Source organism: Pseudomonas sp. BIGb0381, assembly GCF_024809815.1.
Classification (GTDB): Bacteria; Pseudomonadota; Gammaproteobacteria; order Pseudomonadales; family Pseudomonadaceae; genus Aquipseudomonas.
Window position 1 is genome coordinate 183,345 of the sequence record NZ_JANUEN010000011.1, and the last position, 22,332, is coordinate 205,676.

Consider the following 22,332-nt stretch of genomic DNA (forward strand, 5'->3'; position numbering starts at 1 on the left):
CGGGGGCAAGCCCCCTCCCACATGGGGACAGCACTTCAAGTCAGGACGGGGCGTGCTCAGGCCGCTGTTGACGCTGCGCCACCCAGAACTCCACCAGCTCACGCAACTGCGACAACTCCACCGGCTTGGCCATATGTCCGTCCATGCCGGCCTGGCGTGCGCGCTCTTTGTGCTCCGAGAGAATATGCGCCGTGAGCGCTACCACGGGTGTGCGAATGCGCTGGTGGCTGACTTCCCACGCCCGCAGTTGCTGGGTGGCCGAGAAACCATCGAGAACCGGCATCTCACAGTCCATCAACACCAGGTCATAACGCTGGGCCTTCATCGCCTCCAGCGCTTCTTCACCATTGCTGGCCGTGTCCGGGTTGAGGTTGAGCTTGCCGAGCATGCCGCGAATCACTTTGGTGGAGATGCTGTTGTCTTCGGCCACCAGGATCCTGAAATCGCTGGGCACGGTCACCGCCGCCGGAACACTGAGGGGCGGACGGGGCTGCGCGCCACCTTTGCTGCGCTGGGTCAACTCGTCGGCCAGGGTGGTCTTGAGGGTGTAACCGGCAACCGGCTTGGCGAGGATGCGTTTGATCCCGCAGTTCCGCGCGATGATCTTGCTCGGCGCATTGCTGATGCCGGTGAGCATGATCAGCAGGATGTCGTGGTTCAGGCTCGGGTCTTCCTTGATCTTCGCCGCCAGTTGCATGCCGGTCATGCCGGGCATGTTCTGGTCCAGCAGCACCACATCGAAGTAATCGCGCAGGTGCGCCTTGGTGCGCAGCAAGGCCAAGGCCTCTTTACCCGACGGTACGGCGCTGACATTCAGGCCCCAGGCCGAGCACTGCTGCACCAGCACTTTGCGGCACGTATCGTTGTCGTCCACGACCAGCACGCGCGCGCCTTTGAGCGGGCCGTCAAGGTCCGAGGTAGGGCGCTCCAGACGTTCCGGGTCCAGCGGCAGGGTCAGCCATAACGTGCTGCCCTGATGGCTGCCGCTCTTGATGCCGAACTCGCCGTTCATCAACAGGATCAGCTGGCGCGCGATCACCAGGCCCAGGTGGCCGCTCAAACGGGTGGCCGAGAGGAAGTTCTTGCTGTGCAGTTCGCTGTGCAGCAGTGCCTCGCGTTCGGTGGCCTCCATTGGCAGGCCGCTGTCCTGCACGGCTATGCGCAGGCGTGGATTGGTGGTGCGGTCGTCCAGGGCGACGACGATCAGCACTTCGCCTTCGTCGGTTTTGTGCAGGGCGTTTTCCAGCAGGCTCAGCAGCGCCTGGCGCAGGCGTGTCGGGTCGCCGCTGATGACGCGGGGTACCTGGGGCTGGATGAAGCTGATCAACTCGACGTTCTGCTGCTCGGCCTTGGCGCGGAAGATGCTCAGGCAATCCTCGATGAGTGCATTGAGGTCGAATTGCACGTCATCCAACTCGATCTGCCCGGATTCGAGCTTGGAGATGTCGAGGATCTCGTTGATCAATGTCAGCAGTTCGTTCCCGGCGCTGTGGATGGTTTGTACGTAGTCGCGCTGCTTCACCGACAGCGGCGTACCCAGCAGCAGTTCGGTCATGCCCAGCACGCCGTTCATGGGGGTGCGGATTTCATGGCTGATCTTGGCCAGGAATTCGGCCTTGGCAGCGATCTCGGCATTGCTGGCGGCTAGGTCGCGGCTGAGGCTGAAGCGGGCCTCGACAATCGCGCGCTGGCGCTCGCCCAGGGCCAGGCTCATCAACAGGCCGCTCAGACAGATAAAGGCCAGCAATGTGACGATCAAATCTTGGGGCGACACCATCGTCAGCCCCAGCAAGGCCGGGAGAATGATCAGCGTGCCGATGTTGAACACCACCATGCCCGCCACGAACAAGCGCGCCGGGCGGTAGCCTTTCTGCCAGTGATACGCCGAGACAAACAGCATGCTCAGGCCCGCCAAGGCCACCAGCGCGTAGGTGATGATGTTCAGCGGCAGGGTACTGACGAACAACAACAGCAGGCCGCACAGCACGATAAACAGGATGTCGGCCATCAACAGTTTGTTCAACGGGTGCGGACCCAGGGGCATGAAGAAGCGATAGGCAAACATCAGCCCGCACGGCGCGGTCAGCAGCAGGGCCAGGTAGGCGCCTGGGGTCTGGACCGCGTGCCAGTTCGGCAGCCATGGGCCTACCAGGTTGAGCAGCAGCGCCAGGCTGAGCATCAGCAGCAGTTCGCAGGCCGCCAGCCACAGGCTGCTGCGCGAGCGGTGGTAAGCGAAGCGCGTGAGGTTGTGCAGGATCAGCATCAGCAGGCAGCCGAACAGCAGGCCGTAGATCAACGTCTGGGTCTGATCGGCGGCGGCCAGCACGGCCGATTCCAAGGTGATATAGGGGCGCAGTTCGTGTTCCGAAACCAGGCGCAGGTAGACGTCGAGGGTCTTTTGGCTCTGGGGCATCGGCAGCATGAAGTCGTTGCTGGGCAGCGGGCGTTCCGCCTGGGGCTGGCGGGTGCCGCTGCTTTGTTGTTCGACCAGGGTGTCGCCGTCCAGCACATAGAGGCTCAGGTGCGCCAGGTCCGGTGCGAATACTCGCAGCACTTGCTCGTGCTTGCCGGGTTGCAGCTTGAAACGTACCCACAACGCGCCGTCCGGTTCCGCGGCGGTAATGCGGTCCAGTTCGATGGGGCTGAATTGATTGGTGTAGCGTGAGGAGCGGATGTCGCTCAGCTGCAGGTCGGCCTGTTCATCAAGCAATACTGCCCAGCCACTGCCTTGCGCGGCGGCCTGGGCCGGGAACAGGCAGAGCAGCGTCAGCAGACTGACAGTGAAACCTATGGCGATCCTGAGCCAGCGCACGGCGAAATCCCTTCGTAGGTTGATGCACGGTTAACTATGCGCGGGGAGGCCTGTATACGGCAAGGGCCAGAAGCCCTTGCCTAACCGAACGGATAGCTAGCGTTACTGGCTTTCGCCACGTTCACGGGCAATGGCGCGGTAGCCGATGTCCGTGCGGTAGAAGCAGCCTTTCCAGTCGATTTTCGCGGCCAGCTTGTACGCCTGTTGCTGTGCAGCGTCGACGCTGGCCCCCATTGCGGTGGCGCACAGCACACGGCCGCCGGCGGTCACGACCTTGCCGTCCTTGAGCGCGGTGCCCGCATGGAACACCTTGCCTTCCAGGGTGGCCGCCGCGTCCAGGCCTTCAATCACATCGCCCTTGGCGTAGTCGGCAGGGTAACCGCCGGCTGCCAGCACGATGCCAACGCTCGGACGTGGATCCCACTGCGCTTCAACTTTGTCCAGGGCCTGGGCGAGGGCGGCTTCCACCAGCAGCACCAGGCTCGATTGCAGGCGCAGCATCACCGGTTGGGTTTCCGGGTCGCCGAAGCGGCAGTTGAACTCGATGACTTTCGGGTTGCCGGCTTTGTCGATCATCAGGCCGGCGTAGAGGAAGCCGGTGTACACATTGCCTTCGTCGGCCATGCCGCGCACGGTCGGCCAGATCACCAGGTCCATCACGCGCTGATGCACGTCGGCAGTGACCACCGGGGCAGGGGAGTAGGCACCCATGCCGCCCGTGTTCGGGCCGCTGTCGCCGTCGCCGACGCGTTTGTGGTCCTGGCTGGTGGCCATCGGCAGGACGTTCTTGCCATCGACCATCACGATAAAGCTGGCTTCTTCGCCGTCGAGGAATTCTTCGATGACCACACGCGAACCGGCATCACCAAAGGCATTGCCGGCGAGCATGTCACGCACGGCGTCTTCGGCTTCCTGCAAGGTCATGGCGACGATCACGCCTTTACCGGCGGCCAGGCCATCGGCCTTGATCACGATCGGCGCACCTTTTTCACGCAGGTAGGCCAGGGCCGGCTCGATCTCGGTGAAGTTCTGGTAGTCGGCCGTCGGGATCTTGTGGCGCGCCAGGAAATCCTTGGTGAAGGCTTTCGAGCCTTCCAGCTGGGCAGCGCCGGCGGTAGGGCCGAAGCAATCCAGGCCGCGGCTGCGGAACAGGTCCACAACACCCGCCACCAATGGCACTTCCGGACCGACGATGGTCAGGGAGACGTTTTTCTCGGCGAAGTCGGCCAGTTGCTCAAGGGCCAGTACGTCGATGGCGACGTTTTCGCACTTGGCTTCGATGGCGGTACCGGCGTTGCCGGGGGCGACGAAGACTTTCTGGACCCGTGGGTCCTGGGCAACTTTCCAGGCCAGGGCGTGTTCACGGCCACCGCTGCCAATGATCAAAACATTCATTTCAAAAACCTCTGTGAAACGCTGTGCTTTCTGTAGGAGCGAGGGGGACGCCTAGTTCTTGCTCGCGAAGATCGTCAACGATAACGGGGGTATCTGACTCCCCGTGGCGTTTTCGGGCTTTTCGCGAGCAAGCTCGCTCCTACAGTAGGAAAGTAGGGGTGTTTAGTGACGGAAGTGGCGCATACCGGTGAAGACCATGGCGATGCCGGCTTCATCAGCAGCGGCAATCACCTCGGCATCACGCATCGAGCCGCCCGGTTGGATCACGGCAGTCACGCCCGCTTTGGCGGCGTTGTCCAGGCCATCACGGAACGGGAAGAATGCATCGGACGCCATCACCGAACCGGCCACCTGCAAACCGGCGTGCTCAGCCTTGATCGCGGCGATACGCGCCGAGTTCACGCGGCTCATCTGGCCAGCGCCGACACCGATGGTCTGGCGGTTCTTGGCGTAGACGATGGCGTTGGATTTAACGTACTTGGCCACTTTCCAGGCGAAGATCAGGTCGTTGATCTCTTGCTCGGTCGGGGCGCGCTTGGTCACCACTTTGAGGTCTGCGCTGCCGATCATGCCGATGTCGCGGCTCTGTACCAGTAAGCCGCCATTGACGCGCTTGTAGTCCCAGGCAGCGGCACGCTCAGCCGACCACTCGCCACAGGCCAGCAGGCGCACATTGGCCTTGGCGGCGACGATGGCGCGGGCCTCTTCGCTGACGGATGGGGCAATGATCACTTCGACGAACTGACGCTCGACGATGGCCTTGGCGGTCTCGGCGTCCAGTTCGCGGTTGAACGCGATGATGCCGCCGAATGCCGATTCGGTGTCGGTGGCGTAGGCCAGCTCGTAGGCCTGGCGGATCCCGCCTTCAGCGTCCGGGCTCACGGCCACGCCGCACGGGTTGGCGTGCTTGACGATCACGCAGGCTGGCTTAACGAAGCTCTTCACACATTCCAGCGCGGCGTCGGTATCAGCCACGTTGTTGTAGGACAGCTCTTTGCCCTGCAGTTGGGTCGCGGTGGCGATCCCCACTTCGGCAGGCTTGGCTTCCACGTAGAACGCCGCGCTCTGGTGCGGGTTCTCGCCGTAGCGCATTTCCTGGGCCTTGATGAACTGGCTGTTGAAGGTGCGCGGGAACTGGCTGCGGCCTTCAGTGCTGAGGGTCTCGGCGGCCTGGTTCACGGTGCCCATGTAGTTGGCGATCATGCCGTCATAGGCCGCCGTGTGTTCGAAGGCCTTGAGCATCAGGTCGAAACGCTGGGCGTAGGTCAGGCCGCCAGCTTTCAGGCTTTCCAATACTTGGGCGTAGTCGCTGGCGTTGACCACAATGGCCACGTCTTTGTGGTTCTTGGCTGCCGAGCGCACCATGGTCGGGCCGCCGATATCAATGTTCTCGATAGCGGTCGGCAGGTCGCAGCCTGGCTTGTTGATGGTGGCTTCGAACGGGTAGAGGTTAACGGCCACCAGATCGATCGGCTTGATGCCGTGCTCGGTCATGATGGCGTCGTCGATGCCGCGACGGCCGAGGATGCCGCCGTGGATTTTCGGGTGCAGGGTCTTGACGCGACCGTCCATCATTTCTGCGAAGCCGGTGTAGTCCGCCACTTCCACTGCGGCCACGCCGTTGTCCTGCAGCAGTTTGAAGGTCCCGCCCGTGGAGAGGATTTCCACACCCAGGGCTTCCAGCTCCCGGGCAAATTCGAGGATCCCGGTCTTGTCGGAGACACTGATCAAGGCGCGGCGGATCGGCAGGCGGGTAGTCTGGTCGGTCATTTCAATTTCCATCAAAAGCAAAGGAGTCAGCAAAAAAGGCGACCGGTTTTACGCGGGCGCCTTTCTGGTTTGATTGAATGCTTACAGCAAATCGTATTGCTTGAGCTTTTTGCGCAAGGTGCCACGGTTGAGGCCCAGCAGCTCACTAGCTTTGGTCTGGTTGCCCTTGACGTAGTTCATCACGCTTTCGAGCAGGGGCGCCTCGACTTCGGAGAGCACCAGGTTGTACACGTCCGTGACGGAAGCGCCCTCAAGGTGGGCGAAATAATTATGCAGCGCCTTCTCGACACTCCCGCGAAGGGTCTGGCCTTCTTCGCTCGGCGTGTTGAGGTGCTGTTTTAAATTGACGTTGTCGCTCACGGGTGTTGTTCCACTCACTAAAGTCTCGGTCATCATCGTCATGCGGCCACCCATTCTCCGTCCCCTGCTCTCAGGCTCTTGTCTCGTTCGGCAAAAAACTCACGAACGGCGGTGACCTGTGCTTGCGTTTCATCCAAACGATTGAAGCCGGCGCGAAACTCCCTGGCGCCCGGCAGGGTTGCGAGATACCAACCCACATGCTTGCGAGCAATACGCACGCCCATCACCTCTCCATAGAAGGTGTGAAGTGCAGCCAGATGCTCTAGCAGAATACGTTCCACTTCGACCAGTTCCGGCGCCGGCAGGACTTCACCCGTACGCAGAAAATGCTCGATCTCACGAAAAATCCACGGTCGCCCCTGTGCGGCCCGGCCAATCAACACACCATCGGCACCGGTGGCTTGCAGCACGCGCCGGGCTTTTTCGGCTGAGTCGATGTCGCCATTGGCAAATACCGGCATCGACACCGCCTGCTTGATCGCGGCGATGGTGTCGTACTCGGCTTCACCGGTGTAAAGGTCGGCGCGGGTGCGGCCATGCACTGCCAGCGCTGTAATGCCTGCCTGTTCGGCGATCTTCGCCACCGTCAGGCCGTTCTTGTTGTCCCGGTCCCAGCCGGTACGAATCTTCAGGGTTACCGGCACATCCACTGCGGCAACAACGGCCTGCAGGATCTCGGCAACCAACTGCTCATCCTTCAACAGCGCGGAACCGGCGGCCTTGTTGCAGACCTTCTTGGCCGGGCAGCCCATGTTGATATCGATGATCTGTGCGCCCAACTCCACGTTGGCTCGGGCCGCATCCGCCAGCATTTGCGCATCACCGCCGGCGATCTGTACCGAGCGGGGCTCGGGATCACCTTCGTGGATCATGCGCATCCGCGATTTGCGGGTGTTCCACAAGCTCATGTCGCTGGTGACCATTTCCGAGACTACTAGACCCGCGCCCAAACGCTTGCACAGCTGACGAAAGGGCTGGTCGGTGACGCCCGCCATCGGGGCGAGAATCAAGCCATTCTGCAATGTATATGGGCCGATGCGTACCGCCGACATAGGACTTCCCTGTTGTGGGGCCGGATCATTAGAGTTCGAAAAAGGGTTGGCATGATACCCGCTCTCGATGACTGGATAAAGGCTGAATTGGATAAAATCTGAACAGTTATTTCTTTATCGCCGCCGGTTTGGATGGGCGGCGCCCAGTCAATAACCCACCGTCAAGCTTCGGTGCGTGAGCCGATTCACTCGGGCGAGTGGAAGCTCAAGCTGTAATTCACGGCTTTATTGCCCGGATCGAGGATGTCCAGGGAGATATGGATCGGGGTCTGTGATGGCATTTCGCTCACCCCGGCCAATTCGCCACTCAGGTATTCGGCGGGCTTGAAGCGACGACTGGCAATCAGGTTGCCGTTGATGTCGGCGAAACGCAGCTCCAGCAGCGGAAAGGGCTGGGAGAACGTCGCGCGGTTATAGATGATCGCATCCACCACCAGCGCCCCGGCGAACTCCGGGTGGCTGCGGACCACCAGGTTGCTGCTCTTGATGTGGGCGATATCGACCCGCGACGGCACCGTGCAGCCCAGTGTGGGGCACAGTTGCTGGAACCACGGGCGGTAAGCGTCCTGGCGGGCCAGATCGTCGAATTGATAGGCAATGTACTGCGCGGCCAGGCCGGCGGCGGCGATGAGTACCAGCAGCATCCAGATCAGGCGGCGTCCCAGGCCCTGCGGGCGTTTTTGCGCGTACAGGTGCAGAGGGTCGTCTTCCAGGTCCTGGAGCAGGTCGTCATGGACGCCGGCCTCGGGGCGTGGGCGCTTGCGACGGGATTGCGCGCGCTCTTCGGGCTGCGCTTCATCCGCTGCTGCTGTCAGGGGCGTGAACGGCGGGTCGGTGTGTTCATCGTCCGGGGTTGAGCGCAGCGCTGGCTCATCGTCGCTGTCGTCGATGTGCAACGACATGGATGGCTCGGTGCGTTGCCTGGTCGCAGGGGCTTTGCTCGGTTCAGGTTCTTCTTCGGAAGCGTTGGCGCGTTCTTCAGCCGGCTCGCTGAACAGGCTGGCGGCCCATTTTTCTTCTTCGGCCTTGACGGTTTCGCGGCTGGCGCTGAGGGCGTCTTCTTTCTGCCGACGGTCGGCGCCGGGCTGGCGGCGTTCCGCGCCCACGGGCTGGGTATGCTGAATCTCGCGGCGTTCCAGCTTGGCCAGTTCCTTGTCCAGGTCCAAGTTGTCCAGGTCCAGCTCTTCGGCGCTCCACTGCTTCTGGCTGATTGCCCGCTGTGGCTCAGGCGCTGCTTCGCGCGCGGGCTCGATCGCGGCCGGTTGCTCCGGCGCAGGCGCCTGGGCGCGCTGCTCCAGCAACTGGCGGGCAGCGTTGAAGACTTGCAGGCACGAGCCGCAGCGAACCACGCCGCGAGCCACGCTCAATTGGGCGTGATTGACGCGAAAGCGGGTTTGGCAATGCGGGCACTGGGTGACGAAACTGTCGGTCATGCGGCCATCCGATTCAGGCAAGCGCTCATTCTAGCGCCGACGTCCGCTGATGCGTACCCAGCCATCACGGTTAGCGATCGGATCCAGCTCGAAATCCTTAGCGTAGGCGGCGGCGACGTCTTCGCCTTGCTCGGCGAGGATGCCCGACAGCGCCAGGCGCCCACCCGGCTTGACCAGGCTCGACAGTTGCGGCGCCAGGGAAACCAGCGGGCCGGCGAGGATATTGGCGACCAGCACGTCGGCCTGCACCTGGGGCAAATCCTGCGGCAGGTAGAGCGGGAATTTGCCTTCAGGAATGTTGTTGCGCCCGGCGTTATCGCGGGAGGCTTCCAGGGCCTGCACGTCGATGTCGGTGCCCACGGCTTCTTTGGCGCCCAGCAACAGGGCGGCAATCGCCAGGATCCCCGAGCCGCAGCCGAAATCCAGCACGTGGCTGTCAGTCAGGTCCTGGCCGTCCAGCCACTCCAGGCACAGCGCGGTGGTGGGGTGGGTACCGGTGCCGAATGCCAGGCCCGGATCCAGCAGCAGGTTGACCGCGTCCGGCTCCGGGGCGGCATGCCAGCTCGGCACGATCCACAGGCGCTGGCCGAAGCGCATCGGCTGGAAGTTGTCCATCCAGCTGCGTTCCCAGTCCTGGTCTTCGATGATTTCGCTGTGATGCTCAGGCAATGGGCTGCCGGTGAGCAACTCCATATGGGCCAGCACGGCGGCGGCATCGGCGCCGTCTTCGAACAGGGCCAGCAGGTGAGTGTGGGACCACAGCGGGGTGGTGTTCAGCTCGGGTTCGAAGATCGGCTGGTCTTCGGCGTCCATGAAGGTGACCGAGACGGCGCCCACTTCGAGGAAAGCGTCTTCGTAGGTTTCGGCTTGTTCTGGGCTGATGGCGAGACGGACTTGCAGCCAAGGCATGGCGGGCACCTTTGAAAAAATGAGTGTGCAGCGGGGTAGGCTGCGAAAGCGCGCAAGTTTACGCGAGCGGCGGGCAGAAGACGACACTACTGACTGCACGCCGGTCAAATGTGGGAGGGGGCTTGCCCCCGATTACAGTGTGTCAGTCTCGGTATCTGTAACTGATCCACCGCTATCGGGGGGCAAGCCCCCTCCCACATTTGGACTGTGTACATCTTCAAAATAGAGGGCCCACAAACAACAAAGCCGCCCGAAGGCGGCTTTGTTGGGTGGAGCACTTACTGGTTGGCCAGCTTGTGTTCCAGGTAGTGAATGTTCACACCACCTTCGCAGAAGCCTTCATCACGAACCAGGTCCCTGTGCAGCGGGATGTTGGTCTTGATGCCGTCAACCACGATTTCGTCCAGGGCATTGCGCATACGGGCCATGGCCTCGTCGCGGGTGGCGCCCCAGGTGATCAGCTTGCCGATCAGCGAGTCGTAGTTGGACGGAACCTTGTAGCCGCTGTACAGGTGCGAATCGACGCGAACGCCGTTGCCGCCCGGAGCATGGAAGTGCTTGACCAGGCCTGGACTTGGGATAAAGGTCTTCGGGTCTTCGGCGTTGATCCGGCACTCCAGGGAGTGGCCATGGATCTTCACGTCGTCCTGGGTGAAGGACAGCACGTTGCCGGCGGCGATGCTGAGCATCTCCTTGACGATGTCGATACCGGTGACCATCTCCGACACCGGGTGCTCTACCTGCACACGAGTATTCATCTCGATGAAGTAGAAGCGGCCGTTCTCGTAGAGGAACTCGAAGGTGCCGGCGCCGCGGTAGTTGATGTCGATGCACGCCTTGACGCAGCGAGCCAGGACTTCCTGGCGAGCGGTTTCGTCCAGGCCCGGTGCCGGTGCTTCTTCCAGCACCTTCTGGTGACGACGTTGCAGCGAGCAATCGCGGTCGCCCAGGTGGATGGCGTGACCCTGGCCGTCGGACAGTACCTGCACTTCCACGTGACGTGGGTTGGTCAGGTACTTCTCGAGGTAGACCATCGGGTTGCCGAACCAGGCAGCCGCTTCGGAGCGAGTCTGCTTGGCCGCTTCGATCAGCTCTTCTTCCTTGTGCACCACGCGCATGCCGCGACCACCACCGCCACCGGCGGCCTTGATGATCACTGGGTAACCGACTTCGCGACCAATGCGCAGTGCGGTTTCCTCGTCTTCAGGCAGTGGGCCGTCGGAGCCCGGAACGGTTGGCACGCCGGCGGCGATCATGGCGTCCTTGGCCGATACCTTGTCGCCCATCAGGCGAATGGTTTCGGCTTTCGGGCCGATGAAGGCAAACCCGGATTTTTCCACCTGTTCGGCGAAATCGGCGTTTTCCGCGAGGAAGCCGTAGCCCGGGTGGATGCCATCAGCGCCGGTCACTTCAGCGGCCGCGATGATGTTCGAGACTTTCAGGTACGAGTTCGTGGCCAGTGGCGGGCCAATGCAGATGCTTTCGTCCGCCAGTTTCACGTGCATCAATTCGGTATCGGCCGTCGAGTAAACAGCGACGGTCTTGATGCCCTCTTCCTTACAGGCGCGCAGGATACGCAGCGCGATCTCGCCGCGGTTGGCGATCAGGACTTTTTGCAGTTTCTTCGCAGGTTTCAACATCGAAGGCGCTCCGCGGTTCAAACGATGGTGAACAGCGGCTGGTCGTACTCAACCGGCTGACCGTTTTCTACCAGGATGGATTCGATGACGCCGGCTTTTTCGGCCGTGATGTGGTTCATCATCTTCATCGCTTCAACGATGCAGATGGTGTCGCCCACTTTCACGGTCTTGCCCACTTCAACGAAGGCTGGCGAGGTCGGTGCCGGGGTGCGGTAGAACGTACCGACCATTGGCGACTTGACCACGAAACCGTTCAGCGCAGGGGCTGCCGGTGCGGCAGGTGCAGCGGCAGCAGCAGGCGCGGCGGCCGGAGCAGCAGCTGGTGCCGGTGCCTGCATCTGTGGCGCGTAGAACTGTTGGGCCGGGGTCTTGCTGTGGCGGCTGATCCGTACGGACTCTTCGCCTTCCTTGATTTCCAGCTCGTCGATACCGGATTCTTCCAGCAGTTCGATCAGTTTCTTAACTTTACGGATATCCATGAATCATCAACTCCCAAGGGTCGGTCAGGGGCGCTTGGCCTGTTCTTCAAGCTGTTCCAGGGCGGCCTCCAGGGCCAGTCGGTAACCGCTGGCGCCAAGGCCGCAGATCACTCCTACCGCAACGTCGGAGAAGTAGGAGTGATGGCGGAAAGGTTCGCGTTTGTGCACGTTCGATAAATGCACTTCGATGAATGGGATGCTCACCGCCAGCAGCGCGTCACGTAATGCAACACTTGTGTGCGTAAAAGCGGCGGGATTGATCAGGATAAAGTCCACGTCTTCGCCACGCGCGGCATGGATGCGATCAATCAATTCATACTCGGCATTGCTTTGCAGGTAGAGCAGATGGTGGCCGGCTTCACGTGCCCGTCGTTCCAGGTCAAGGTTGATCTGATCGAGGGTTACTGCCCCGTAGACGCCCGGTTCACGGGTGCCGAGCAGGTTCAGGTTGGGTCCGTGAAGAACCAGTAAGGTCGCCATCGGCTGTTCCTTGTTATTGATGTGGGCAAGGCAGAACCCGGCGACTATGCCGCAAAGCCTTTGTGACTGTCCAGTTCTATGCAGTAGGCGGCACGATTAGCGAGGATTGCGCAAAATTTGTGACTGGGGGTCGGGATCCGGTCATTGGTAATACGCCCTTGAATCCCGTGGAGATCAAATGTGGGAGGGAGCAAGCCCCTCCCACATTATTTGATTTTGGATCTTCAGGGGGCAGGTCAGACACGGAACGCCTGCACAGCCGTATTAAGCTGCCCACCCAGCACCAGCAAATGCTCACCCTGGCTGCGGCCCTGGCCGATGCGCAGCAGGTTGTCCTCACCCAGCTGATGAATCCGTTCGCTGTTATCGCGAATCTCACTCACGGCGCCACTTTGCTGCGCCGTTACATCGGCAATGCGCACGGCGGTGGCGGAAATGGTCTGGATCGCGCCGACGATTTCATCCAGTGCGCCATCTGCCGCCTGGGCTTGCTGGGCGGTGGCCTCGGCGTGTTCGACCTGGGCGCGCATGCCCTGCACCGATTGGTGTGCAGCGGTTTGCAGGCCGGTGATCAAGCCCTGGATCTCGGCGGTGGCGCCAGCGGTGCGTTGGGCCAGGGTGCGCACTTCGTCGGCGACTACGGCAAAACCGCGCCCGGCCTCACCGGCGCGTGCGGCTTCGATGGCGGCGTTGAGCGCCAGCAGGTTGGTCTGGTCGGCAATCGAGCGAATCACGGTCAATACGCCGCCAATGGTGGCGGACTCTTCGGCAAGTTTCTCGATCATCTGCGCATTTTGCTGCACTTCACCCACCAGCGCGTGCAGGCCGGTCAGGCTCAGGCCGATCACGCGCTGGCCTTGCTCGACCGCCTGGCCCGCGCTGCGGCTGGCGCCGGCCGCCTGGCTGGCATCCCCGGCGACTTGCTGGATGGTGGCTTCCAGTTCGCCCAGGGAATCACGAATCTGCGCGGTATCCCCGGCCTGGCGTTCGGCGCCGTCGTGCAGGCCACTGCTCAGCTCGGCCAGGGCGCGGCTGCTGCCGGCCACTTCTTCGGCATTGCCACGGATGGTACCCACCAGGTCCACCAGGTAGGCGCGCAAGCGGTTAAGGGATGCTTCGATGTCGCGCAGTTCGCGATTGGTCTTGCCCACGATAATCGGCTGGCTGAAATCGCCTTCGCCCCAGGTCGACAAGGCCGGGGCCAGGTTGGTCAGCACCCGCGCCAGGCGTCGTTGCAGGGTGTCGATCAGCAGGGCGATCAGCAGGATCAGGCCGATCATCACGCCTTGTATCAGGCGCACTTCGCCCTGGATCTTGCCGTGTTGTGCACGCACCACCGGCTCCAGGCCGGCGATGGCTTGTTGAACGGCAGCGATTTTCAAATGGGTGGCAGCGGCCAGGTCGGCGCGTTGCTGGATCTGCGTGCGGGTGCGCTGGAGTTCGGCGGGGTAGCGGGCCAGCAGGCCGTTGAGTTCGCGCTTGAGGTCGACGCCGGTGTCCTGGGCTTCGGCTTTTTGCGTATTTTCCAGGCCCATCAAGGCCGAAAAATCATCGGTGTTGGATTCTGCGCTGGCTTTTACCCCAAGCAGTGGCAGTTGTTCGAGCAGATCTGCCTGGCTGCGCATATTGCCGACTTCACGCTCTACATCGTCCGCCAGTTCCGCGCGACCGCTGCTCACCAGTTTGCCGCGGGCCAGGGACAGCTTGCCCAGGTGTTGCGAGGCGGCCAGCAGCGGTGGCAGGTAGCGCGCGGCTTCGGGGGTGTTGACGCCCATTGCGTACTGGCTCAGTTGCTCCAGATTGGCGCCCAGCTCCCGCTCTGCTTGCAGCAACAAGGCTTGCGGGTCGCCCGCCAACTTACCGGCCGCCAGCAGGTCGGTCTTGCTGAAGGTATCCAGGTCCGCGAGGCTGGGGCGCAGGTTTTGCGCGAGGTCGGCTGGCAGTTCATCCAGGTGCTGCAACAGGCTTTCCAGGCTCTGGCTGGCGCTGCTCAAGCGCAATGCATCACCGCTGGCCAGGTAGTCGTCGATATTGCGCGCGGCCTGGTTCTGAAAGGTCTGTGACAGACCGAGGTAGCGTTCCATCAGCAAATAAGGGCGTTCCAGCGCCCGTTGCGACCACCACAGCGTCGCTCCAAGCGCCAGGCAAACGGCCACCAGCAGGAGGGTATTGAGATTGGTCAGCAGCTTCAGGCGCATGCGGGATATCAACCGACGGCAAAAGGTAAGTGCCTGAAGTTATTGCGTTTTCATTACAGGGTTATGACGGAATCACTGGATTCTGGTGAAAAGATGGCACTTTGCCTTGGCGTGCGCGCCGCTTGCACGCGGTTACGTCCGGCATGCTTGGCGCGGTACAGCGCCTCGTCGGCCTGGGCGGCCATCATCAGGCTGTCGGAGTCGTCGCACAGCTCCACCACCCCGGCGCTGAAGGTGCACCACAAGTCCTGGGGCTGGGCCGGGTAGTGAATTTCGGCAAAGCGCCCACGAATTTCATCCAGCACCTTGCAGGCCGATTCCAGGTCGGTGTCGGGCATCACGATGGCGAACTCTTCACCGCCATAGCGGCCGATGTAATCGGTCTTGCGCAGGCGTTGCTTGAGAAACAGCGCCAGGCTCTTGATCACGCGGTCACCCATGGGGTGGCCGTGGCTGTCATTGACCCGCTTGAAGTGGTCGATGTCGAGCATGGCAAAGCTCAACGGCTTGTTCTCGCGGCGCGCGCGGAAGCTGCAGTCTTCGAGCAATTGCAGGATATGGGTGTGGTTGTACAGCCCGGTCAGGCTGTCGCGCACCATCCGCGCCTTGAGGTTACGCGCACGGGCGGCGCGGTTGCGCACCGTGGTGATCAGGTGGCGCGGCTTGATCGGTTTGGTGAGAAAGTCGTCGCCGCCTTCGCTCATGGCGTCCAGCTGCTTGTCCAGGTCGTCTTCGGCCGACAGGTAGATGATCGGCACACTGACGTAACGGTCATTGTGGCGAATGACCTTGGCCAGTTCGGTGCCGGTACAGGCCGGCATGTACATGTCGAGGATAATCAGGTCGGGCTGGAAGTCCGCCAGCTCGGCCATGGCCTGGATCGGCTCGATCAAGGTACGGGTGACGATGCCGGCACTGTTGAGCAACCGCTCAGTGTGCAGCGCCTGGGCCCGCGAGTCATCGATGATCAGCACTTTGTATGGTTCGTACTGGGCGACGCAGGTCAGCACTTCGATCTTTTCCAGCAGGCTGGAGGCTTCCAGCGTGCCGGTGAGGAATTCCTGGCCGCCGGCGCGCACGGCGGCGAGGCGAGTGGGGGTGTCGGTTTCATGCAGGCTGAAAAACAACAGCGGCAGCTTATGCTCCAGGCCTTCCTGGGCCTCGGCCGCGAGCCTGAGGCCCAGACCGGCGCCACAGAAATCCACGTCCATGACAATGACTGAGGGCAGGCGCTCGCTCATCGAGGTGCGAAACGCCGCCACGCTGTCCAGGGAGTGGGCGCTCATGCCAAAGAATTCCAGCTGCTTGGCCAGGCGCTCGGCGCGGTCGTGATCGGCCAGCATCACGTAGATCGGCTTGCGCATCGGCGGCAGGAAGGTTTGTTCCAACTGGTCGCCCTGGCGCAGGCCGGTGCGGGACAAGCGCTGCATCAAGCGGTTGAGTTCGGTGATCAAGTGGCTACTCAAGCGTCCGCGGTTTTCGTCCACCGCCTTGAGTGAGTCACCGATGTGCCGCGCCAACTGGCCGTGCTCGGGTTGTTCGAAGCGCTCGGCAAAGCGCAGCAGGCGCAGGTTGGCTTCGCTGAGTTCGGAGAGGTCGGCGCTTGACCATTCGCTGCGTTGCAGGCGCTGCCAGATCTCAAGAATTTGACGTGCCTGATGAATTACCCGCTGGGCAAAATGCTGCTTGAGACGCTCACGGCTGGGGTCTTCTGGCTCGGTCATATCCTGACTACTAGTTAGGGTGCATGCTGAGGTCGAACTGATGGCTCTATGCTAGCACCTCTTTTCAATGGGATGAGTGTCATATGTCAATTAACTGCGTGTCCCTGATATTCAGTGGGTGACCTGATGGTCGCGCAGCTTAAAAGGCGTGCATCCTTTATAGTCGAATGCTTCCCGTCTGCACGTTTGGTGAAAAGCCCCGCATGGGCGGGCACGATGGGGTAGGGTTGTGGTCGGAGTGTTTGAACGCACGCCCTCAATTCAAGTGCATGAACTCAAGTGATTGAAAGGATATCGCCATGCTGGACTGGAAAAACCGTGCGGGCAGTGCCAAAGGCCCTGCCCCTGAGCCCAAGTCGGCCAACCGCAGCTATTTTCGTACTTTGCTGATGAGCCGAGCCGTGCTCAGCGTGCTCGGCCTGTATCTGTTGGTCACCGGCGCCCTGGGCTGGTACTGGAGCGAAGAGCCGGCGCTGTTCCCGGTCCAGCAGAATGCGCAGCTTGCCGCCGAGAAGGAAGGCAAGCAGATGGTGTTGGGCTATACCACCGTCGAAACCCTCAAGACCGTGGTCGGCACGTTGCTGAACAAGCCCGGTGGCTATATTTCCAACGACCGTTTCCCGCCGGGCCTGTGGATGGACAACATGCCGAGCTGGGAGTACGGCGTGCTGGTGCAGGTGCGCGACCTGACCCGCGCCCTGCGTAAAGACTTCGCCCGCTCCCAGTCGCAGTCGGCCGAAGACGCCGATCTGGCCAAGGCCGAGCCGCGTTTCAACTTCGACAACAAGAGCTGGGTGCTGCCCTCCAGTGAGTCGGAGTACCAGGAAGGCATCAACTCCCTGAACCGCTATGAAGCGCGCCTGTCCGACCCGAATCAGCGTGGCGCCTTGTTCTATGCCCGCGCCGACAACCTGAACAACTGGCTGGGCGATGTGGCCACCCGCCTGGGTTCGCTGTCGCAACGCCTGTCGGCCAGCGTGGGCCGGGTCAAATTGAACACCGCACTGAAAACCGAAACCCTGGCGCCGGGTGAAGTGCCGCAGGTCGACGAAGAAGTGGTGGAAACCCCATGGATGCAGATCGATAACGTGTTCTACGAAGCCCGTGGCCAGGCCTGGGCGCTGTCCCACCTGTTGCGTGCCATCGAAGTCGACTTTGCCGACGTGCTGGCCAAGAAAAACGCCACCGTCAGCGTGCGCCAGATCATTCGTGAGCTGGAGGCTTCGCAAGAGCCGGTATGGAGTCCGATGATCCTCAACGGCAGCGGCTTTGGCGTGTTGGCTAACCATTCGCTGGTCATGGCCAACTACATTTCCCGGGCCAACGCGGCGGTGATCGATTTGCGTCAACTGCTCAACCAGGGTTAATGATGGACGCGACTCAAAAGGAGGCTGCGCACCGCGTAGCCTCCGATGCCGAACTGATCTGCTGGGTCGACGAGCAGGACAACCTGCTCGGCCACCTCGTCAGGTCAGACCTGCGCCAGCGCGGCCTGATCGGCCGCTGCACCTTTATCTTCCTGTTCAATTCCAAGGGTGAGCTGTGTGTGCATCGGCGCACCCTGAGCAAGGCCCTGTACCCGGGTTTCTGGGATACGGCGGCGGGCGGGATGGTCGCGGCGGGCGAATCCTACGCGTTGTCGGCTGCCCGCGAGCTCGAAGAAGAACTGGGTGTCGGCGGGGTGGAATTGATCGAACATGACCATTTCTATTTCGAAGATGGCGACAGCCGACTCTGGTGCAAATCCTATTCCGCGACCTGGGACGGGCCTCTGCGCCTGCAGCCTGAAGAAGTCATGGAAGCGCGCTTTTTGCCCGTTGAAACGGTCCTGCAGGAAGCGCAGCAAAAGCCTTACTGCCCGGACGCCCAAGAGGGGCTGCGGCGCTATCTGGCCTCACGTCGCTAAAGCTGCACAAATTGGCGCCATTTGGCTCTTAGCAAGTCGGCTTTTTGCCGTTACACTGCGCGACTTTTCACCCGAACCGCCTTGGCGGCTCGGTAGCGCTGCCCCTGCCTGAGTGGGGCTTCGCGGTCGGTCGTCCCTTAGCGGAGGCCGATCAGTCTTTGTCCTCCCGAGAGGATTGCCGGTGGCCAAAAAAGCCGCATCCTTCGCCGCCCTCGGCGGCCTGGTATTTTCCACCGACGCAGGTCGACACTGCCCGGACTGTCGTCAGCCCGTGGATTCGTGTACCTGCAAACAGACCCTGATCCCTGAAGGCGACGGTATTGCCCGCGTGCGCCGCGAAAGCAAAGGCCGTGGCGGCAAGACGGTGACCACTATCACCGGCGTGCCCCTGGCTGAAGACGCGCTCAAGGAATTGGCCACCACGCTGAAAAAGCGCTGTGGCACCGGTGGCGCGTTGAAAGACGGGGTTATCGAGATCCAGGGCGATCACGTCGAACTGCTGTTGGCCGAGCTGATCAAGCTCGGTTACAAGGCCAAGAAGTCCGGCGGCTGAAAGCCTCTTCCCAACCTGTGTCTAAACTCTGTCCTGCGAGTGGGGTCTACCTTGCTTACAGGCAAATCGTCATTTTCATTCTTTAGACTGCGCCAGCCTCGAACGCGAGGCGGCGCCTTCGCCTTCATTTATAGGGGACTTCGATGTCCGTACGACGCACACGCAAAGACGATGGCAGCCAATGGACAGTTGCGGACAGCCGCAGTGTTTACGGGATTCGCCATTGGGGGGCCGGGTATTTCGCGATCAATGATGCCGGTCGCGTTGAAGTCCGTCCGAACGGCCCGAACAGCACGCCTGTCGACCTGTACGAACAAGTCGACCAGTTGCGCAAGAGCGGCCTGTCGTTGCCATTGCTGGTGCGCTTCCCCGATATCCTGCAAGACCGTGTCCGCCAGTTGACCGGTGCCTTTGACGCCAACATCGAGCGCCTGGAATACCAGAGCAAGTACACCGCGCTGTACCCGATCAAAGTGAACCAGCAGGAAGCGGTGATCGAAAACATCATCGCCACCCAGAACGTGTCTATCGGCCTGGAAGCCGGTTCCAAGCCTGAGCTGCTGGCCGTACTGGCCCTGGCGCCGAAGGGCGGCACCATCGTCTGCAACGGTTATAAAGACCGCGAGTTCATCCGCCTGGCGCTGATGGGCCAAAAGCTCGGCCACAACGTATTTATCGTGATCGAGAAAGAATCCGAAGTTGAACTGGTGATCGAGGAGGCCGCCAGCCTCAAGGTCAAGCCACAGGTGGGCCTGCGTGTGCGGCTGTCGTCCCTGGCGTCGAGCAAGTGGGCGGACACCGGTGGCGAGAAGTCCAAGTTCGGTTTGTCGGCGGCGCAACTGCTGTCGGTGGTCGAGCGCTTCCGCGCGGCGGGCCTGGACCAGGGCATCCGCCTGCTGCACTTCCACATGGGTTCGCAGATCGCCAACCTGGCCGACTACCAGCATGGGTTCAAGGAAGCCATTCGTTACTACGGCGAATTGCGCAACCTCGGCCTGCCGGTGGACCACATCGACGTGGGCGGCGGCCTGGGCGTGGATTACGACGGTACTCACTCGCGTAACGCCAGCTCGATCAACTACGACATGGACGACTACGCCGGTGTGGTCGTGGGCATGCTCAAGGAATTCTGCGACGCGCAGAGCCTGCCGCACCCGAATATCTTCTCCGAAAGCGGCCGCTCCCTGACCGCCCACCACGCCATGCTGGTGGTGCAGGTGACCGACGTCGAGAAACACAACGACGAAATCCCGGTCATCGAAAACAAGGAAAGCCTGCCTGAAACCGTGCAATGGCTGGTAGACCTGCTCGGCCCGACCGACATCGAAATGGTCACCGAAACCTACTGGCGCGCCACTCACTACATGAGCGACGTGGCCACCCAGTATGCCGACGGCAAACTGACCCTGGCCGAGAAAGCCCTGGCCGAACAGTGCTACTTCGCCGTGTGCCGTCGCCTGCATAACTCGCTCAAAGCCCGCCAGCGCTCGCACCGCCAGGTGCTGGACGAACTCAACGACAAGCTGGCCGACAAGTACATCTGCAACTTCTCCGTGTTCCAGAGCCTGCCGGACACCTGGGCCATCGGCCAGGTCCTGCCGATTTTGCCGCTGCACCGCCTCGACGAAGAACCGCTGCGCCGCGCGGTGCTGCAAGACCTGACCTGCGACTCCGACGGCAAGATCAAGCAATACGTCGACGAGCAGAGCATCGAGACCAGCCTGCCGGTCCACGCCTTGAACGACGGTGAAGACTACCTGCTGGGTATCTTCCTGGTTGGCGCCTATCAGGAAATCCTTGGCGACATGCACAACCTGTTCGGCGACACCGACTCGGTGAACATCTATCAGCGCGAAGACGGCTCGGTGTACAGCGCCGGCATCGAGACCCACGACACCATCGAAGACATGCTGCGCTATGTGCACTTGTCGCCGGAGGAGTTGATGACTCACTACCGTGACAAGTGCGCCAGCGCGAAGATCAGTGCCAGTGAGCGTACGCAGTTCCTCGACGCGTTGCGTCTTGGCTTGACTCGTTCTTCCTACTTGTCCTCGTAAAAAATGTGGAAGGGGGCTTGCCCCCTTCCACATTAGGATTGCATTTCTTCAGTTAACTCCCAGCCACAGCCCCTGCCGATTCAGACGCCAGGCTATCGCCCACAGCGTCAGACTGCGCACTGCCATGAACAGCAGGAAGGTTATCCACAGCCCGTGGTTACCCAACCCCTGTAATGCCCAAGCGATGGGCAGCGTCAGCAATACCGTCAGCAACATTCCATCGCGCATCTCTCGTGCCCGAGTAGCGCCGATAAACAACCCATCCAACAGATAACTCCACACCGCAATCAACGGCAGTACCGCCAGGTATGGCAGGTAGATATCGGCGGTTTCGCGCACGCTGGGGATATCGGTCTGCATGGCGATAAACAGGTGGCCGGCGACAGTGAAGAGCAGGGCGAAGCCGACGCTGGCGATCAATGACCAGCCGCCGGCAACCACCAGGGAGCGGCGTAAGGATTGGCGATCATGGGCGCCGATGGCATGGCCGCATAGGGCCTCGACCGCGTGGGCCAGACCGTCCAACGCATGAGCGGTCAGTAACAAGCCATTGAGCAATAGAGCATTGGCCGCCACAGTGGCATCGCCCAGGCGTGCGCCTTGTACCGTGATCATGAAAAACACCGACTGCAACGCCAGGCTGCGGATAAAAATGTCGCGGTTCACCGCGAGCAACGGGCGCCAGCTTTCCCAAAGCTTCAACGCGGCCCAGGCGATATGCCCGGGGTAGGCGCGCAGGGCTTTTCGCGTGAGGGCCAGACCGAGCAAGGCGCCGGTCCATTCGGCGATCACCGACGCGCGGGCGGAGCCGACCACACCCCAGTCCAGCCCGAGGACGAACCACAGGTTGAGGGCAATATTCACCAAGTTGGTGGTCAATAGAATCGCCAGCGGCGCGCGGGCGTTTTGCGTGCCCAGGAACCAGCCCACCAGCGCATAACTGGCCAGCGCGGCAGGCAGGCCGAACAGGCGGGTGTGGAAGAACTCGCGGGTCAGTTGGTTGAGTTCGGGGGAGGGCTGCATCCACTCCAGGGCTAGATGGCTCAGTGGAATGCCGACGGTGCCGAGCAGCATCGCCAACCCCAGCGCCAGCAACAGGCCTTGCAGCAGGATTTGCCGCAGTGCCGCACCATCACTGCGCCCGGCGGCCTGGGCGGCGAAACCGGTGGAGCCCATGCGCAGAAAACCCATGGCCCAGGCGAGGAAGGTATAGAGGCTGGCGCCGACGGCCACGGCGCCCAGTTGGTGGGCGTGGGGCAGGTGGCCGATGACCATGCTGTCGACCAGTGCCACCAACGGCACGGAGATGTTCGAAAGAATCATCGGTGCAGCCAGAGCCCATACACGGCGATGGGTAGGGCGATCGCGCCAGTCGGTCAGTAAGGTGGACATGCAGGATCCTTGGGGGAGCGGCATTGTAACCGTCCATTGGCACCGCAACAGGGTCAATGTGGAATGGGGCCCCTCCCACATATTAATCTCCAATGTCCGTGGGATTTGGCTGGAACGCGAAACACGCCCAGAACCAAACCACCCTCCGTCGGTCAATGTGACCAGCGCCACA

Annotated in this window: 17 protein-coding genes; 4 read left to right on the forward strand and 13 right to left on the reverse strand. The window is 61.7% G+C overall.

What is annotated here, in order from left to right; all coding sequences use genetic code 11:
• Positions 1-40: 40 nt before the first annotated feature.
• From M2397_RS25320 to M2397_RS25375, 12 genes are all read right to left on the reverse strand, one after another.
• Complete coding sequence (locus M2397_RS25320; RefSeq protein ID WP_131696715.1) at positions 41-2,812, reverse strand: hybrid sensor histidine kinase/response regulator; 2,772 nt, start codon at positions 2,810-2,812, stop codon at positions 41-43.
• Positions 2,813-2,914: 102 nt separating this feature from the next.
• Positions 2,915-4,207 carry a phosphoribosylamine--glycine ligase gene (purD, locus tag M2397_RS25325; RefSeq protein ID WP_053134606.1) on the reverse strand — a complete coding sequence of 431 codons (1,293 nt, stop codon included), beginning with the start codon at positions 4,205-4,207 and terminating at the stop codon, positions 2,915-2,917.
• 162 nt (positions 4,208-4,369) lie between these two features.
• A complete protein-coding gene (gene purH, locus M2397_RS25330; RefSeq protein ID WP_053134609.1) occupies positions 4,370-5,977 on the reverse strand; it encodes a bifunctional phosphoribosylaminoimidazolecarboxamide formyltransferase/IMP cyclohydrolase in 1,608 nt (535 codons plus the stop codon).
• Between the two features lie 81 nt (positions 5,978-6,058).
• The gene (gene fis, locus M2397_RS25335; protein ID WP_002555375.1) at positions 6,059-6,379 is read right to left on the reverse strand and encodes a DNA-binding transcriptional regulator Fis; all 321 of its coding nucleotides are present in this window, start codon (positions 6,377-6,379) and stop codon (positions 6,059-6,061) included.
• Entirely contained in the window at positions 6,376-7,389 is a 1,014-nt protein-coding gene (gene dusB, locus M2397_RS25340) for a tRNA dihydrouridine synthase DusB (protein WP_131696713.1), read from the reverse strand. The genes fis and dusB overlap by 4 nt, the downstream gene beginning before the upstream one ends.
• A 185-nt stretch (positions 7,390-7,574) precedes the next feature.
• Positions 7,575-8,822 carry a DUF3426 domain-containing protein gene (locus tag M2397_RS25345; RefSeq protein WP_167656901.1) on the reverse strand — a complete coding sequence of 416 codons (1,248 nt, stop codon included), beginning with the start codon at positions 8,820-8,822 and terminating at the stop codon, positions 7,575-7,577.
• A 30-nt stretch (positions 8,823-8,852) separates the two neighbouring features.
• Positions 8,853-9,731 carry a 50S ribosomal protein L11 methyltransferase gene (gene prmA / locus M2397_RS25350; RefSeq protein WP_131696711.1) on the reverse strand — a complete coding sequence of 293 codons (879 nt, stop codon included), beginning with the start codon at positions 9,729-9,731 and terminating at the stop codon, positions 8,853-8,855.
• A 278-nt stretch (positions 9,732-10,009) separates the two neighbouring features.
• Complete coding sequence (accC, locus tag M2397_RS25355; RefSeq protein WP_131696710.1) at positions 10,010-11,371, reverse strand: acetyl-CoA carboxylase biotin carboxylase subunit; 1,362 nt, start codon at positions 11,369-11,371, stop codon at positions 10,010-10,012.
• A 17-nt stretch (positions 11,372-11,388) separates the two neighbouring features.
• Positions 11,389-11,850 carry an acetyl-CoA carboxylase biotin carboxyl carrier protein gene (gene accB, locus M2397_RS25360; RefSeq protein WP_027607997.1) on the reverse strand — a complete coding sequence of 154 codons (462 nt, stop codon included), beginning with the start codon at positions 11,848-11,850 and terminating at the stop codon, positions 11,389-11,391.
• A gap of 24 nt (positions 11,851-11,874) precedes the next feature.
• Positions 11,875-12,330, reverse strand: coding sequence for a type II 3-dehydroquinate dehydratase (aroQ, locus tag M2397_RS25365; protein ID WP_259244694.1), 456 nt, complete (start codon positions 12,328-12,330; stop codon positions 11,875-11,877).
• A gap of 236 nt (positions 12,331-12,566) precedes the next feature.
• Positions 12,567-14,528: a methyl-accepting chemotaxis protein gene (locus M2397_RS25370; protein WP_259244695.1), complete on the reverse strand. Its 1,962-nt coding sequence runs from the start codon at positions 14,526-14,528 to the stop codon at positions 12,567-12,569.
• Between the two features lie 53 nt (positions 14,529-14,581).
• Positions 14,582-16,252 (reverse strand): PleD family two-component system response regulator, encoded by a 1,671-nt coding sequence (locus tag M2397_RS25375; protein WP_184745356.1) that lies wholly within the window; start codon positions 16,250-16,252, stop codon positions 14,582-14,584.
• Positions 16,253-16,641: 389 nt separating this feature from the next.
• Between M2397_RS25375 and M2397_RS25380 the strand changes: the two genes are divergently transcribed.
• From M2397_RS25380 to speA, 4 genes are all read left to right on the forward strand, one after another.
• Positions 16,642-17,619, forward strand: coding sequence for a DUF2333 family protein (locus tag M2397_RS25380; RefSeq protein WP_405046500.1), 978 nt, complete (start codon positions 16,642-16,644; stop codon positions 17,617-17,619).
• Positions 17,620-17,621: 2 nt separating this feature from the next.
• Positions 17,622-18,158 carry an NUDIX hydrolase gene (locus M2397_RS25385; RefSeq protein ID WP_131696706.1) on the forward strand — a complete coding sequence of 179 codons (537 nt, stop codon included), beginning with the start codon at positions 17,622-17,624 and terminating at the stop codon, positions 18,156-18,158.
• A 181-nt stretch (positions 18,159-18,339) separates the two neighbouring features.
• A complete protein-coding gene (locus tag M2397_RS25390) occupies positions 18,340-18,711 on the forward strand; it encodes a translation initiation factor Sui1 (protein ID WP_005784408.1) in 372 nt (123 codons plus the stop codon).
• Between the two features lie 143 nt (positions 18,712-18,854).
• The gene (gene speA, locus M2397_RS25395) at positions 18,855-20,768 is read left to right on the forward strand and encodes an arginine decarboxylase (RefSeq protein WP_131696705.1); all 1,914 of its coding nucleotides are present in this window, start codon (positions 18,855-18,857) and stop codon (positions 20,766-20,768) included.
• Between the two features lie 48 nt (positions 20,769-20,816).
• On the opposite strand, the gene M2397_RS25400 is transcribed toward speA, so the two are convergent.
• Positions 20,817-22,160 carry an MATE family efflux transporter gene (locus tag M2397_RS25400; RefSeq protein WP_184745352.1) on the reverse strand — a complete coding sequence of 448 codons (1,344 nt, stop codon included), beginning with the start codon at positions 22,158-22,160 and terminating at the stop codon, positions 20,817-20,819.
• Positions 22,161-22,332: the final 172 nt, after the last annotated feature.